This is a genomic window from Klebsiella oxytoca (assembly GCF_009707385.1).
Lineage (GTDB): Bacteria > Pseudomonadota > Gammaproteobacteria > Enterobacterales > Enterobacteriaceae > Klebsiella > Klebsiella oxytoca_C.
Map to the genome: position 1 here is coordinate 4,708,757 of NZ_CP046115.1, position 13,773 is coordinate 4,722,529.

A 13,773-nucleotide genomic window follows, 5' to 3' on the forward strand; every position below is an offset into this window, starting at 1 on the left:
GCACACCCGCTTTTTTAGTTAAGCCATCAACCATTTCTGCCAGCTGGCGCTGACCTGTTCACGCTCAAGGCTAAAGGCGTCCGGCGCCACGTTCCCCGGCTGCTCCTGCAGGGCCAGATGATGTAGCGCATCGCGTAGCGTTGTGTAAGCATGGGTTAACGCTCTCGCCTCTGCCTCATCCATAATGTCGTTCTGCGCCAGCAGTTCCAGAATTCGCACATTATCGGACCAACGCGTGAGCTTCGGTTTATCACTGGCATAGCGTAGGACCAGATACTGAGTAATAAATTCAATATCCGTGATCCCCCCCGCATCGGCTTTAATATCAAAGCGATCGGCATGCTTATTACCAAGGTGGGCGCGCATTTTTTCCCGCATTTCCCGCACTTCGGTCTGCAGTTTTTCACCTTCCCGCGGGGTGGTGAGAATATCCCGACGAATGGTATCAAAGCGCGCCTGTAGCTCTGGATCGCCATACACTACGCGAGCGCGCACCAGCGCCTGATGCTCCCATGTCCAGGCCTCATTCTGTTGATAATCAGCAAAGGAATCGGCGGTAGTGACCAGCATCCCCGCTGCGCCAGAGGGGCGTAAGCGAGCGTCCACTTCGTACAGAATGCCTGAAGATGTACGGGTACTGAAAAGATGCATGATGCGCTGCGCCAGACGCAGATAAAACTGGCGGCCGTCGATTTCGCGCTCGCCGTCGGTCATTACCTCCATCGGGCAATCGTGCAGGAACACCAGGTCGAGGTCAGAACTGTAGCCCAGCTCCCACCCCCCCAGCTTGCCGTAGCCGACCACCGCAAAACCGCGCCCCTGGCGATCGTGCAGGTGCGTCGGCTGCCCGTAGCGGGCCACCATCTGCAGCCATGCCTGCTGGACCACCGCGTCAATCATCGCCTCAGCCAGCCAGGTTAAGTGATCGCTCACTTTCATCACCGGCAGCGTCCCGGCAATATCGGCCGCCGCGATATGCAGCAGCTGCGCCTGCTTAAACTGGCGCAGCGCCTCCAGCTGCTGCTCTTCATCATCTTCCGGTACGCGCAGCAGATACTGCCGTAGCTCATCGCGGTAGGCGTCGGTAGCCGTCGGCTGATAGAGCGTATTCGGATCCAGCAGCTCATCCAGCAGCAGCGGGTGACGGGCCAGCTGGTTGGCGACCATCGGCGATGCGGCGCACAGGCTGATCAGGTGCTTTAACGCGCCGGGGAATTCACTCAGCAGCTCAAGATAGGTTGTGCGGGTGACAATCCCGGTTAGTAGCGGCGTGATGCGCGCCAGCGGCACCGGAGCATCCACGCGCGAGCAAATTTCGCTCAGCAGATGCGGCATGAGCTGATCGAGTACCTGACGACCGCGCGGGCCAATAGTGCGCCGGTCAAGCTCTTTACGAAAATCAGCGATCAGCGCCAGTACGCTGCGGCGATCGCTATCAGCAAGATGCGCCAACGCCGGACTGGTATCGTCCTCCTGTAGCGCGTCCTGCCACAGTTCGCGCCAGTACTCTTCAAGCTGTTCATCCGGCGACTGGGTTTCATCGTCGCCAATTAATTCATTAAAGACGCGCCGCACGTCGGCCATCTGCTCCGCCAGCCTGGCGCTGAGCGTATCCCAGTCGGCAACGCCCATCCCCCATGCCAGCCGGGAACGATTAAGCTCATCCTGCGGCAGGGTTTGCGTCTGCTCATCGTTGATGCTTTGCAGCAGGTTTTCCAGGCGACGTAAAAACAGATAGGCTTCGCGCAGCCTCTGCGCATCGCCTTCCGGCAGCAGGTGCAGCTCTTCGATAGCGGCCAGCGTCGGCAGCAGGGCCCGCTGCTGCAGCATCGGCTCGCGACCGCCACGAATCAGCTGAAAGACCTGGACGATGAATTCAATTTCGCGGATACCGCCCGCGCCGAGTTTGATGTTGTCCTTCAGTCCCCGGCGGCGCACTTCACGGGCAATCATACCCTTCATGTTACGCAGGGACTGAATCACGCTGAAATCAATGTAGCGGCGGAAGACAAACGGCCGCAGCATGGCGCGCAGCTCGCTGGCATAGGCGTCATCGTTATCGCCCATAATTCTCGCCTTCACCATCGCGTAACGTTCCCAGTCTCGCCCCTGCTCCTGGTAGTAATCCTCCAGCGCGGCAAAACTCAGCACCAGCGGGCCGCTGTCGCCAAACGGACGCAGACGCATATCTACGCGATACACAAATCCATCCTGAGTGGGCTGATCCAGTACCTTAATCAGGCGCTGCCCGAGACGAGTAAAAAACTGCGCGTTATCCAGCTCGCGACGTCCACCGCGCGTGGAGCCGTGCTCAGGCCAGGCGAAAATCAGATCGATGTCGGAGGAGAAGTTCAGCTCGCCGCCGCCGAGCTTGCCCATCCCGAGGATCAGCAGCGGCTGCGGTGAACCTTCAGCATTACACGGGGTGCCCCATTCGCGACAGCAGGCGGCATAAAGCCAGTCGCGTGCGGCAACGATTAACGTCTCCGCTAATGCGCTTAGCTGCTGCAAACTACTCTCTTCGCCGATCAACGATAGCGCCTGAGCCCAGGCGATACGCACCATAATCCTGCGGCGGAACTGACGCAGCTCGCGCATCAGCGCAGCTTCATCATTGACCTCTGCCAGGCAAACCTGCAGCCAGTCGGCGTAGTGACGCCACTCCAGCGCCTCAGGAGGGGAGGTTTCAAGTTCTGCCAGCCAGTGCGGCTGAGCGATGAGACTCTGTTCGACGAAATCGCTGAAAGTCATCACCGATTGCGCCCGATCGCTCAACGTTGATACGGGAAAATCCGCTGGCAGCCGATCTTTGACCGTCTGCCAGTGCTGCTGTAATTGCGAAGAAAGCGGCATCTTAGGGGCTCCCTGGCCTGTAATTATCGTTTTCCACTATGCAGCCAGAACGGCTCCGCTGCCAGCGCCTGACGACGAAAATATTCAATGACGCTGCTGTCGTTGTGCGCAATCGCCCGGCGGATTTCCTGCCAGTTTTCCAGCCACGGTCCGGCCGCGTCGATATAGGCTCCGGATAGCAGCTGTACGGTGTCAATTTCACGAGTCAGACGCGGAAGCTGATCGGCATAACCGTCAGGGGATGCCTGGCGGAAGGCGTTTTTCAGTTCCGCCGCCGCTCTGGAGAGCTGAATATCCGCGAAGCGTTTAAACGATCCGACAATTTTCTGCTCCCCCGCTGCGCTCAGGAAAGGGCGCCAGCCGCGGTTTACCAGCAGCTCGGTGAGCGCCAGCTTAGCTCTGACCGTCGCCACGCTGAAAAGCGCCGCCTGGGCCGTTTCGGCCTCCGCCAGCGCTGCCTCGGCTTCGCTCAAACGCTCCCGCAGCAGCGTGGTTGCCTTACGCGGGACAATGCCGCCAAACAATACCAGCGCGTGCCGTACGCGGGCGATGGCGTGCAGAATCTCCGCTTTCGCCTTCAGATTGCCGCAATTGAGGACTTCATCGTGATATAGCCAGTGCGCCAGCGCGCTTTCCAGCGCCGCTTCCAGCCCCTGTTCGACGCTGGCCTTCGGCACCACGCGGAGAATGGATAGCGCCGTCAGCTGGCGCTCTTCATTGCCCTGCGCCAGATGGTAACCACGCGCCGCTTTGCTCAGGCTTCCCTGGCGCAGCACGCCGGTGTCCAGCAGGCGACGGGCAAGAGTGAGAATGTCCTGCGTATTACCGGACAAGAGCTCCAGCTCCAGTTCACAAATCGGCTGACTATGCTCGCCGGCTTTGACTTCGCCGCGGTCGAGAGCGATTTCAATTTCGCTGCCGCCCTCCTTCACCATCCACTTTTCACGCTCAAAATCAGTGCTGAAAAGCGGCTGTACGTTCTGCGCAAGTTCCGCCGGCAGTTCATCCTGCGGCCAGACTTCGGCCGGCAGTTTATCCAGCGCCAGCTCCGCGGTTTCCAGCGGGATGTTATATTCCGGACGCTGATGCAGGCCGCCCACCGCGCGGCCGGCGATTTTCAGCGTCATTTCATAGCGCCCCTGGTCGCCGCGAATGCGCAGCCCCATATCGTGGCGGCGCAGCCAGTTATCCGCCGTTTCGTAGTAGATATTCAGCAATTGACCTGCGGGCGTATGCTTTGCCTCAAGCGTATTGAGGTGCTGACGCAGCGCGTCAACCCCATCCTGAGCGACGATAAACTTTAATTCGATTTCTTGAGCCATGACTGAATTCTTCCGCTTATATGCTGTGCCGGGAAATTGCGGCGAACTAACAACGATATTTCTTGTCAGTAGATAGTATTTTGCGGCGAATCGCCATGCAATGCGCATTTTGCCGGGCCACCTCCTGGATGATTCCGATTGTGGCGGAAAACTTTGCGTCGCTTCGGCGATGCCACTACTATCGTTCAACTTTTTATGACCAAACGATGACCTGATGCCAAAATTACGCCTTATTACATTGACTTTGCTGGCGCTGAGCGCCGCCACGGCGGTTCACGCGGAAGAAAAGCGTTACGTTTCAGATGAACTGAATACCTGGGTTCGCAGCGGTCCGGGTGATAACTATCGCCTTGTCGGAACCATCAACGCCGGGGAAGAAGTCGCCGTGCTGCAGACCAACGACAGCACGAGCTATGCTCAGGTACGCGACAGCAGCGGCCGTACTGCCTGGATCCCACTGAAAGAGCTGAGCAACGAGCCCAGCCTGCGCACCCGCGTACCGGATCTGGAAAACCAGGTCAAAACCCTGACCGATAAACTGAACAACATAGATACCACCTGGAACCAGCGCACGGCGGACATGCAGAAGAAGGTTGCTGGTAGCGATGCCGTCATCAACGGCCTGAAAGAAGAGAACCAAAAGCTGAAAAACGAGCTGGTTGTCGCACAGAAGAAGGTCAATGCCGCTAATCTGCAGCTTGATGACAAACAGCGCACCATTATCATGCAGTGGTTTATGTACGGCGGCGGCGTGCTTGGCGTCGGCCTGATTCTCGGTCTGGTGCTGCCGCACCTGGTGCCGAGCCGTAAACGCAAAGACCGTTGGATGAACTAATTCGTCTTCTCTGCCAGACTTACGTATCATCGTAAGAAAATGAAGACGGGAGAGTAAGGCGTGAAGGTTTATCTGGTCGGTGGTGCAGTGCGGGATGCGTTATTAAGACTACCGGTTAAGGATAAAGATTGGGTTGTGGTGGGTGCCACGCCTCAGCAGCTTCTCGACGCGGGCTACCAGCAGGTAGGCCGCGATTTTCCCGTGTTCCTTCATCCGCAAAGCCGCGAAGAGTATGCCCTGGCGCGTACCGAGCGAAAATCCGGGGCCGGCTATACCGGCTTTACCTGCTATGCCGCTGCCGACGTCACTCTTGAACAAGATCTGCTGCGTCGCGATTTGACCATCAACGCGCTGGCCCAGGACGCCGATGGTGAGATTATCGATCCCTACGGCGGCCAGGCCGATTTACGCCAGCGTCTGCTGCGCCACGTTTCGCCCGCCTTCAGCGAAGACCCGTTACGCGTTCTGCGCGTGGCGCGGTTTGCCGCCCGCTACGCGCATCTGGGATTCCGCATCGCCGATGAAACCATGACGCTGATGCGCACGATGACCGATGCCGGTGAGCTTGCGCACCTTACGCCCGAGCGGGTGTGGAAAGAGACGGAAAGCGCCCTTACCACCCGCAACCCGCAGGTTTTCTTCCAGACCTTACGCGACTGCCGTGCGCTCAAGGTGCTATTCCCGGAAGTCGACGCTCTTTATGGCGTACCGGCTCCGGCAAAATGGCATCCGGAAATTGATACCGGGCTGCACACTCTGATGACCGTCACCATGGCAGCGATGCTTTCACCGGAAGTCGACGTGCGTTTCGCGACGCTATGTCACGACCTGGGGAAAGGATTGACGCCGAAGGAGCTCTGGCCGCGTCACCATGGCCACGGTCCGGCAGGCGTAAAGCTGGTCGAACAGCTTTGCAACCGGCTGCGGGTACCAAACGATCTCCGCGACCTGGCAAAACTGGTCGCTGAATTTCACGATCTGATCCACACCCTACCCATGCTGCAGCCCAAAACGCTGGTTAAGCTGTTCGATAATATCGATGCCTGGCGCAAGCCACAGCGGGTCAGGCAAATTGCCTTAACCAGCGAAGCCGACGTGCGCGGACGTACCGGCTTCGAAGCCCGCGATTACCCTCAGGGACGCCTGCTGCTGGAAGCCTGGGATGTGGCCCGGGCGGTCTCAACAAAAGAGGTTGTTGCGGAAGGTTTTCAGGGAATTGAGATTCGTGAAGAGCTGACGCGTCGGCGGATTCAGGCCGTCGCAGAGTGGAAAGAAAAGCGTTGCCCTCAGCCACAGGACTGAGGGCCGGCCGCTTAGAAGAAGACCACGTAAACCGCTGCCGCCACGATAAAACGGTAAATGGCGAACGGGATAAACGAAATACGTTTAATCAGCTGCAGGAAGGTTTTAATCGCAATCAGCGCAACGATAAACGCCGTGACAAAACCGACGGCAAACATCGGAATATCGCTGGCGCTCAGGAACCCAATGCTCTTGTACATATCCAGCACGGTTGCGCCCATCATCATCGGCACCGCCAGCAGGAAAGAGAACTCAGAGGCCGCATAGCGGCTCACGCCCATCAGCATCCCACCGGAAATTGTTGCCCCGGAGCGCGAGAATCCCGGCCACAGCGCCAGGCACTGGAAGCAGCCAATCACGAACGCCTGACGATAGGTCATATCATCTATGCCCACCGCGCGCGGCTGTTTTGGCTTCAGCACTTCCGCCGCGATCAGCAGCACGCCGCCCACAATCAGCGCATACATCACGTTTATCGGATTGAACAGAGACTTGATGGAGTCGTGGAAAATCAGCCCCAGCACCACCGCCGGGATCATTCCTAAAAGAATATGGATAAGCGACAGACGGCCGCTGCCTTCGCCTTCATGAACAGGTTTTTTACCAAAATGAATACCAATAAGACCGAACAGGCGGCGCCAGAACATCACCACAACCGCGAGAATCGAACCCAGCTGAATCACTACTTCAAAAGTATTTGCGGTATCGCCTTCAAAACCCAGCAGATGCCCGACAATAATCATATGGCCAGTACTGGAAACAGGTAAAAATTCTGTTAAACCTTCCACCACACCCAATATTGCCGCCACCAGCAGCGAGTGTATATCGCTCATCCAATTAAACCCTTTAAAAGTAAAATGAAAAAAACCAGATACGAAGAACTGCGCTAGCAGGCGTAATTATTTGGCCTCAGGCAGCGCGCAGAAACGGGAGCGTACAGGTTGTACGCAAAGATTTCGAGCGCTGCCAGGGACAATACGGCAAGAAAAATAACCTGATAGCCGGATTCTATGACCGGTATAAACGCAATTTGTTTAACGAGTATGACCTGAAAAGTTTTGTTTCAGATTAAGGCCACGTTCAATAATGACGCCAACGTTGGCCGCCCGGGCTACTGCGCCAGGCTTGCTGACTTTAATACGAACCCATGGAGATTGAAAATTTTCCAGCAGCAGGTCGGCAATTTCTTCCGCCACGCGCTCTACCAACGCAAAGCGCCCGCCCTCGACGTGGTTGATAACCAGCTCGCTGATATCGGCATAGCTGAGACAATCGCTGACATCATCGCTGGCTGCCGCTTTGCGGTTATCCCACGCCATTTCGATATCGAACACCAGCTTCTGTTCAATGGTTTGTTCCCAGTCGTAAACCCCAATAGTGGTGATTACCGAAAGTTGCTCTATAAATACAATATCCATCACGACCTGCCTGCTTTTTGGCTAAACCGGATACCACTTCCGGCCAATTATGCGTATTATCCACAGATGCAAAGACATCCCCTAAATAATTTGCGTTGCCGGAAGACAGCGACGTGGCAAGGCTCCAGGAACATAGCGAGGCTATGCGTCCGGGCAAGCCAGTGCGCAGGGGATCAAACGACACTTTCAAAATGGAACAGCTGATGAGTGCAATCGCGCCAGGACTGGTTATCCTCGCCTACCTCTGCGGCTCAATCTCCAGCGCCATTCTTGTTTGCCGTCTCGCTGGCCTTCCTGACCCCCGAGACAGCGGTTCCGGCAATCCAGGGGCGACTAACGTCCTGCGAATTGGCGGTAAGGGCGCAGCCGTAGCGGTACTTATTTTTGACGTCCTGAAAGGCATGCTGCCGGTGTGGGGGGCATGGGCATTAGGCCTGACGCCGTTCTGGCTCGGTCTGGTGGCGATTGCCGCCTGCGTCGGCCATATCTGGCCTGTGTTCTTTCATTTTCGCGGCGGTAAAGGCGTGGCTACTGCCTTCGGCGCGATTGCGCCTATTGGCTGGGATCTTACCGGCGTGATGGCCGGGACCTGGCTGCTCACTATTCTGCTCAGCGGCTACTCCTCGCTGGGGGCGATCGTCAGCGCGCTGATTGCGCCATTTTATGTCTGGTGGTTCAAACCGCAGTATACTTTCCCGGTATCGATGCTTTCATGCCTGATTCTGCTACGCCATCACGACAACATTCAGCGTCTGTGGCGGCGCCAGGAAACCCGTATCTGGACTCGTTTCAAAAAGAAGAACAAAACGCCGGAGCAGAAATAACCTTTGCTTCGACGCAACTTCGTGACAAGGCGTCAATTGAGCCCCAGGTAATTCGGCTGCGCTCACGCAGCCGCTGCTCGAAGTATGACGGGCATAAGCTTTTCATATGACCGGGATGATCCCCCCCCGATCAATACTCTTCGCTGCTGTTTTATCTTGATTTTGCAGGGGCGCGACATTGCACGGCACCGTGTTACCACAGAATAAAAAAGGCTGGCAGGCCACGCTGGACCTGCAGTTCCAGCTTCTCGGCGGGAAAACCACGCTCGCCTCTCGTCGTCATGTCGGTCCCCTCACCGTTCAGCGCCCGTTTTATCCCGAAGAAGGGATCTGCCACCTCTATCTGCTTCATCCGCCCGGCGGTATCGTCGGCGGCGATGAACTGGCCATCAGCGCCACGATTGAGCCTGGTTGCCATACTCTGATCACCATGCCCGGCGCCAGCAAGTTTTATCGCAGCAGCGGCGCGCAGGCGCGGCTTCAACAAACCATGACGCTGGCCGAAAACTCGACGCTCGAGTGGCTGCCGCAGGATGCGATCTTCTTTCCCGGCGCCAACGCCGCTTTGCACACCGTGTTTCACCTCACCTCCTCCAGCACGCTGCTGGCCTGGGACCTGCTGTGTCTTGGCCGTCCGGTCATCGGCGAATCCTTTAGCCACGGCGCGCTCACCAATCGGCTGGAAGTGTGGATCGACGGCTCTCCGCTGCTGATTGAGCGCCTGAGCCTGGCCGATGGAGAGCTGGCCTGCGTCGCGCAGCAGCCGTGGGTGGGAACGATGCTGTTCTACCCGGCGAACGAAACGCTACTGGAAGGCGTACGCGAAAAGCTTACGCCGCTGGCAAACTACGCCGGCGCCACGCTCACCGACGGCTTGCTGACGGTACGCTTTTTAAGTGATGACAATCTGCTTTGCCAGCGGGTAATGCGTGATATCTGGCAGTTTATGCGCCCGCATCTGACCGGCAAAACTCCGCTAACTCCCCGAATCTGGTTGACTTAAGAGAACGCTATGGAACTGACACCCAGAGAAAAAGACAAGCTGTTGCTGTTTACCGCCGCGCTGGTGGCGGAGCGTCGCCTGGCCCGCGGGCTGAAGCTGAACTATCCCGAATCCGTGGCCCTGATTAGCGCCTTTATTATGGAAGGCGCACGCGATGGCAGAAGCGTCGCAGAGCTAATGGAAGAAGGGCGCCACGTCCTCAGCCGCGAGCAGGTCATGGAAGGCGTGCCGGAAATGATCCCCGATATCCAGGTCGAAGCCACCTTTCCCGACGGCTCGAAGCTGGTTACCGTCCATAACCCGATAATCTGAGGTAGCGCGATGATCCCAGGAGAATATCAGGTTAAACCGGGCCAGATAGCGCTTAACGTCGGCCGGGCTACCTGCTGCATTATCGTTGAAAATCACGGCGACCGGCCGATTCAGGTCGGTTCCCATTATCACTTCGCCGAGGTCAACCCGGCGCTGAAGTTCGATCGCCAGCAAGCGACGGGCTATCGCCTGAATATCGCCGCCGGAACCGCAGTGCGCTTCGAGCCGGGCCAAAAGCGCGAGGTGGAACTGGTAGCGCTGGCCGGAGCCCGCGTAGTGCACGGTTTTCGCGGCGAAATAATGGGTGAGCTGGAGGCAAATGATGAGTGAGATTTCACGTCAGGCCTATGCCGACATGTTCGGCCCCACCACCGGCGATAAAGTTCGCCTGGCGGACACCGAGCTGTGGATCGAGGTCGAAGATGACTTAACCACCTACGGCGAAGAGGTCAAATTCGGCGGCGGTAAAGTGATCCGCGACGGTATGGGACAGGGGCAGATGCTTTCCGCCGGGTGCGTGGATCTGGTACTGACTAATGCCCTGATCGTCGATTACTGGGGGATCGTCAAAGCCGATATCGGCGTCAAAGATGGAAGGATCTTCGCGATCGGCAAAGCCGGCAACCCGGACATTCAACCCAACGTCACGATCCCGATCGGCGCGGCCACGGAAATTATTGCCGCGGAAGGCAAGATCGTCACCGCCGGCGGCGTCGATACGCATATTCACTGGATCTGCCCACAGCAGGCGGAAGAAGCGCTGGTCTCCGGCGTCACTACCATGATTGGCGGGGGGACTGGTCCAGCGGCGGGAACTAACGCCACAACCTGTACGCCTGGGCCGTGGTACATCTCGCGGATGCTCCAGGCTGCGGACAGCCTGCCGGTCAATGTCGGCCTGCTGGGTAAAGGCAATGGCTCAAATCCGGATGCGCTGCGTGAGCAGGTCGCGACCGGGGTTATCGGCCTGAAAATTCACGAAGACTGGGGCGCGACTCCGGCGGCAATCAACTGCGCGCTGACCGTGGCCGACGAAATGGACGTGCAGGTCGCGTTGCACAGCGACACCCTCAATGAGTCCGGCTTCGTTGAGGATACCCTGGCGGCCATCGGCGGACGCACTATCCATACTTTCCATACCGAAGGCGCGGGCGGCGGCCATGCGCCGGACATTATTACCGCCTGCGCGCACCCCAATATTCTGCCCTCATCGACCAATCCGACGCTGCCATACACCGTCAACACCATTGACGAACATCTGGACATGCTGATGGTTTGCCATCATCTCGACCCGGATATCGCCGAGGACGTGGCGTTTGCCGAATCGCGCATTCGGCGGGAAACCATCGCCGCGGAAGACGTCCTGCACGACCTGGGCGCCTTCTCCCTTACCTCGTCCGATTCGCAGGCCATGGGTCGCGTCGGCGAAGTGGTGTTACGTACCTGGCAGGTGGCGCACCGGATGAAAGTTCAGCGCGGCCCGCTGGCGGAAGAGAGCGGCGATAACGATAACTTCCGCGTGAAGCGCTATATCGCCAAATACACTATTAATCCAGCGCTGACCCACGGTATCGCCCACGAAGTCGGCTCGATTGAAGTGGGGAAACTGGCGGATCTGGTGCTGTGGTCCCCGGCGTTCTTCGGCGTCAAACCGGCGACGATCGTCAAAGGCGGCATGATCGCCATGGCGCCGATGGGCGACATCAACGCATCTATCCCGACGCCGCAGCCGGTGCACTATCGGCCGATGTTCGGCGCGCTGGGCAGCGCTCGTCACCGCTGCCGTTTAACCTTCCTGTCGCAGGCGGCGGCGGAAAACGGTGTCGCTGAACGGCTGAACCTGCACAGCGCGACGGCGGTGGTGAAAGGCTGCCGCACGGTACAAAAAGCCGATATGCACCACAACGGCCTGTTGCCCAATATCACCGTGGATTCACAAACCTACGAGGTGCGCATCGACGGCGAACTGATAACCAGCGAACCGGCGGACGTGTTACCGATGGCGCAACGTTATTTCCTGTTTTAAGGAGCGCAAATGCTTTATTTGACCCAGCGGGTAGAGACCCCAGCGCAGGCCACGGCCAGCGTTACCCTGCCGATTGACGTACGGGTAAAAAGCCGTATTAAAGTCACCCTCAACGATGGCCGCCAGGCGGGCCTGCTGCTGCCTCGCGGCCTGCTGCTGCGCGGCGGTGATATTCTCAGCAACGAAAACGGCAGCGAGTTTGTCGAGGTCATCGCCGCCGATGAGGCCGTTTCGGTGGTGCGCTGCGATGACCCTTTTGTGCTGGCGAAAGCCTGCTATCACCTCGGCAACCGCCACGTGCCGCTACAAATCATGCCCGGCGAACTGCGCTACCATCATGACCACGTACTGGACAATATGCTGCGCCAGTTTGGCCTGGCCGTGGATTTCGCGCATCTGCCGTTTGAACCGGAAGCCGGCGCCTACGCCAGCGAGTCGCACGGCCATCATCATCATCACCACCATCATGAGCACAGTCACTAAATGCCGACGCCGGAAAAACGTCTGCGCCTGATGCAGCTTGCCAGCAGCAGCCTCCCGGTTGGCGGCTACAGCTGGTCCCAGGGGCTGGAGTGGGCGGTGGAGGCGGGCTGGGTCCCGGATACCGCCGCCTTTGAGCGCTGGCAGCTGCGGCAGATGGAGCAGAGCTTTTTTACCGTCGACCTGCCGCTGTTTGCCCGGCTCTACCGGGCCTGCGAAGCGGGCGATCTGGCCTCAGCGCAGCGCTGGACGGCTTATCTGCTCGCCTGTCGGGAAACCCGTGAGCTGCGCGATGAAGAACGCAATCGCGGCGCGGCCTTCACCCGGCTGCTGGCTGACTGGCAGCCGGACTGCCCGCCCGAGTGGCGCAGGCTGTGCCAGCAAAGCCAGTTAACCGGCATGGCGTGGCTTGGCGTACGCTGGCAGATAGCCATTCCTGAGCTGGCCCTGAGCCTTGGCTATAGCTGGATTGAAAGCGCGGTGATGGCGGGCGTCAAGCTGGTGCCCTTCGGCCAGCAGGCAGCACAGCAGTTGATTCTGCGCCTGTGCGACCGCTATGCGGCGGACATGGACAGCGCCCTGGCGACCCCGGACGACGCCATCGGTTCGGCGACGCCGCTTGCGGCTATCGCTTCAGCGCGGCACGAAACCCAGTATTCCCGATTATTCCGTTCTTAGGAGAAGGTATGAACACGATTAAACAACCGCTGCGCGTTGGCGTCGGCGGCCCGGTCGGCTCCGGAAAAACCGCACTGCTGGAAGCCCTCTGCAAAGCCATGCGCGACACCTGGCAGCTGGCGGTAGTCACCAACGACATCTACACCAAAGAAGATCAGCGCATTCTTACCGAGGCTGGAGCTCTGGAGCCTGAGCGAATTGTCGGCGTCGAAACCGGCGGCTGCCCGCATACCGCCATTCGCGAAGACGCATCGATGAACCTGGCCGCTGTGGAAGCGCTGAGCGAAAAATTTGGCAATCTCGATCTGATCTTTGTGGAAAGCGGCGGCGATAATCTGAGCGCCACTTTCAGCCCGGAGCTGGCGGATCTCACCATCTACGTCATCGACGTGGCGGAAGGGGAAAAGATCCCGCGCAAAGGCGGGCCGGGGATCACCAAATCTGACTTCCTGGTGATCAACAAAACCGATCTTGCACCCTACGTGGGCGCCTCCCTTGAGGTGATGGAGCGCGATACCCTACGCATGCGCGGCGAACGTCCGTGGAGCTTCACCAACCTGAAAAGCGGCGACGGCCTGCAAAATATCATCGCTTTTATCGAAGACAAGGGCATGCTCAGCAAGTAGCCCCTGCACCATCCCGGCGCACAGATGTCGGGATGGTGCATCTCCTGCCCTCTCTTTAGTCATCCTCTCTCCGAAGCCCTGAAAGCACCTGCCC

At 58.4% G+C, this 13,773-nt stretch carries 14 protein-coding genes and 1 pseudogene; 10 read left to right on the top strand and 5 right to left on the bottom strand.

Annotation, left to right across the window (positions count from 1 at the left end; translation table 11 throughout):
- Positions 1 to 18: 18 nt before the first annotated feature.
- Positions 19 to 2,853 (bottom strand): bifunctional [glutamate--ammonia ligase]-adenylyl-L-tyrosine phosphorylase/[glutamate--ammonia-ligase] adenylyltransferase, encoded by a 2,835-nt coding sequence (gene glnE / locus GJ746_RS21935; RefSeq protein WP_154682089.1) that lies wholly within the window; start codon positions 2,851 to 2,853, stop codon positions 19 to 21.
- A gap of 23 nt (positions 2,854 to 2,876) precedes the next feature.
- A complete protein-coding gene (locus tag GJ746_RS21940) occupies positions 2,877 to 4,175 on the bottom strand; it encodes an inorganic triphosphatase (protein ID WP_154682090.1) in 1,299 nt (432 codons plus the stop codon).
- 214 nt (positions 4,176 to 4,389) lie between these two features.
- On the opposite strand from GJ746_RS21940, the gene GJ746_RS21945 reads away from it, so the two are divergent.
- Complete coding sequence (locus tag GJ746_RS21945; RefSeq protein ID WP_154682091.1) at positions 4,390 to 5,010, top strand: TIGR04211 family SH3 domain-containing protein; 621 nt, start codon at positions 4,390 to 4,392, stop codon at positions 5,008 to 5,010.
- A 60-nt stretch (positions 5,011 to 5,070) separates the two neighbouring features.
- The gene (locus tag GJ746_RS21950; RefSeq protein ID WP_154682092.1) at positions 5,071 to 6,312 is read left to right on the top strand and encodes a multifunctional CCA addition/repair protein; all 1,242 of its coding nucleotides are present in this window, start codon (positions 5,071 to 5,073) and stop codon (positions 6,310 to 6,312) included.
- Between the two features lie 11 nt (positions 6,313 to 6,323).
- Here GJ746_RS21950 and bacA read toward each other — a convergent pair whose 3' ends face one another.
- Both bacA and folB read right to left on the bottom strand, forming a co-directional pair.
- The gene (bacA, locus tag GJ746_RS21955) at positions 6,324 to 7,145 is read right to left on the bottom strand and encodes an undecaprenyl-diphosphate phosphatase (protein WP_154682093.1); all 822 of its coding nucleotides are present in this window, start codon (positions 7,143 to 7,145) and stop codon (positions 6,324 to 6,326) included.
- Positions 7,146 to 7,346: 201 nt separating this feature from the next.
- Positions 7,347 to 7,730: a bifunctional dihydroneopterin aldolase/7,8-dihydroneopterin epimerase gene (folB, locus tag GJ746_RS21960; RefSeq protein WP_154682094.1), complete on the bottom strand. Its 384-nt coding sequence runs from the start codon at positions 7,728 to 7,730 to the stop codon at positions 7,347 to 7,349.
- Between the two features lie 203 nt (positions 7,731 to 7,933).
- Between folB and plsY the strand changes: the two genes are divergently transcribed.
- Positions 7,934 to 8,554, top strand: a complete 621-nt coding sequence (gene plsY, locus GJ746_RS21965) for a glycerol-3-phosphate 1-O-acyltransferase PlsY (RefSeq protein WP_154682095.1) — start codon at positions 7,934 to 7,936, stop codon at positions 8,552 to 8,554.
- A 105-nt stretch (positions 8,555 to 8,659) separates the two neighbouring features.
- Here plsY and GJ746_RS25470 read toward each other — a convergent pair.
- Positions 8,660 to 8,743: pseudogene (locus GJ746_RS25470) on the bottom strand (short-chain dehydrogenase); the annotation flags it as partial.
- Here GJ746_RS25470 and GJ746_RS21970 point away from each other — a divergent pair.
- Genes GJ746_RS21970 through ureG form a run of 7 tightly spaced genes read left to right on the top strand, consistent with a single transcriptional unit; the run spans position 8,733 to position 13,679 of the window.
- Complete coding sequence (locus GJ746_RS21970) at positions 8,733 to 9,557, top strand: urease accessory protein UreD (protein ID WP_154682096.1); 825 nt, start codon at positions 8,733 to 8,735, stop codon at positions 9,555 to 9,557. The pseudogene GJ746_RS25470 and the gene GJ746_RS21970 sit on opposite strands and share 11 nt — an antisense overlap.
- A gap of 9 nt (positions 9,558 to 9,566) precedes the next feature.
- On the top strand, positions 9,567 to 9,869 hold the full coding sequence (locus GJ746_RS21975) for an urease subunit gamma (RefSeq protein WP_004105887.1): 303 nt from the start codon (positions 9,567 to 9,569) through the stop codon (positions 9,867 to 9,869).
- Between the two features lie 9 nt (positions 9,870 to 9,878).
- Positions 9,879 to 10,199, top strand: coding sequence for an urease subunit beta (locus tag GJ746_RS21980; RefSeq protein WP_004105889.1), 321 nt, complete (start codon positions 9,879 to 9,881; stop codon positions 10,197 to 10,199).
- Positions 10,192 to 11,895 (top strand): urease subunit alpha, encoded by a 1,704-nt coding sequence (ureC, locus tag GJ746_RS21985; RefSeq protein ID WP_154682801.1) that lies wholly within the window; start codon positions 10,192 to 10,194, stop codon positions 11,893 to 11,895. The genes GJ746_RS21980 and ureC overlap by 8 nt, the downstream gene beginning before the upstream one ends.
- Before the next feature lie 9 nt (positions 11,896 to 11,904).
- Complete coding sequence (gene ureE / locus GJ746_RS21990; protein ID WP_154682097.1) at positions 11,905 to 12,378, top strand: urease accessory protein UreE; 474 nt, start codon at positions 11,905 to 11,907, stop codon at positions 12,376 to 12,378.
- Complete coding sequence (locus GJ746_RS21995; protein WP_154682098.1) at positions 12,379 to 13,053, top strand: urease accessory protein UreF; 675 nt, start codon at positions 12,379 to 12,381, stop codon at positions 13,051 to 13,053.
- Positions 13,054 to 13,061: 8 nt separating this feature from the next.
- Positions 13,062 to 13,679 (top strand): urease accessory protein UreG, encoded by a 618-nt coding sequence (gene ureG / locus GJ746_RS22000; protein WP_154682099.1) that lies wholly within the window; start codon positions 13,062 to 13,064, stop codon positions 13,677 to 13,679.
- The last annotated feature ends 94 nt before the right edge of the window (positions 13,680 to 13,773 follow it).

Bases quoted from the DNA above. Each gene is read 5' to 3' on its own strand.
- plsY (WP_154682095.1), top strand. From the start codon at position 7,934: ATGAGTGCAATCGCGCCAGGACTGGTTATCCTCGCCTACCTCTGCGGC.
- bacA (WP_154682093.1), bottom strand. From the start codon at position 7,145: ATGAGCGATATACACTCGCTGCTGGTGGCGGCAATATTGGGTGTGGTG.
- folB (WP_154682094.1), bottom strand. From the start codon at position 7,730: ATGGATATTGTATTTATAGAGCAACTTTCGGTAATCACCACTATTGGG.
- GJ746_RS21975 (WP_004105887.1), top strand. From the start codon at position 9,567: ATGGAACTGACACCCAGAGAAAAAGACAAGCTGTTGCTGTTTACCGCC.
- GJ746_RS21995 (WP_154682098.1), top strand. From the start codon at position 12,379: ATGCCGACGCCGGAAAAACGTCTGCGCCTGATGCAGCTTGCCAGCAGC.
- GJ746_RS21980 (WP_004105889.1), top strand. From the start codon at position 9,879: ATGATCCCAGGAGAATATCAGGTTAAACCGGGCCAGATAGCGCTTAAC.
- ureE (WP_154682097.1), top strand. From the start codon at position 11,905: ATGCTTTATTTGACCCAGCGGGTAGAGACCCCAGCGCAGGCCACGGCC.
- GJ746_RS21940 (WP_154682090.1), bottom strand. From the start codon at position 4,175: ATGGCTCAAGAAATCGAATTAAAGTTTATCGTCGCTCAGGATGGGGTT.
- glnE (WP_154682089.1), bottom strand. From the start codon at position 2,853: ATGCCGCTTTCTTCGCAATTACAGCAGCACTGGCAGACGGTCAAAGAT.
- GJ746_RS21945 (WP_154682091.1), top strand. From the start codon at position 4,390: ATGCCAAAATTACGCCTTATTACATTGACTTTGCTGGCGCTGAGCGCC.
- ureG (WP_154682099.1), top strand. From the start codon at position 13,062: ATGAACACGATTAAACAACCGCTGCGCGTTGGCGTCGGCGGCCCGGTC.
- ureC (WP_154682801.1), top strand. From the start codon at position 10,192: ATGAGTGAGATTTCACGTCAGGCCTATGCCGACATGTTCGGCCCCACC.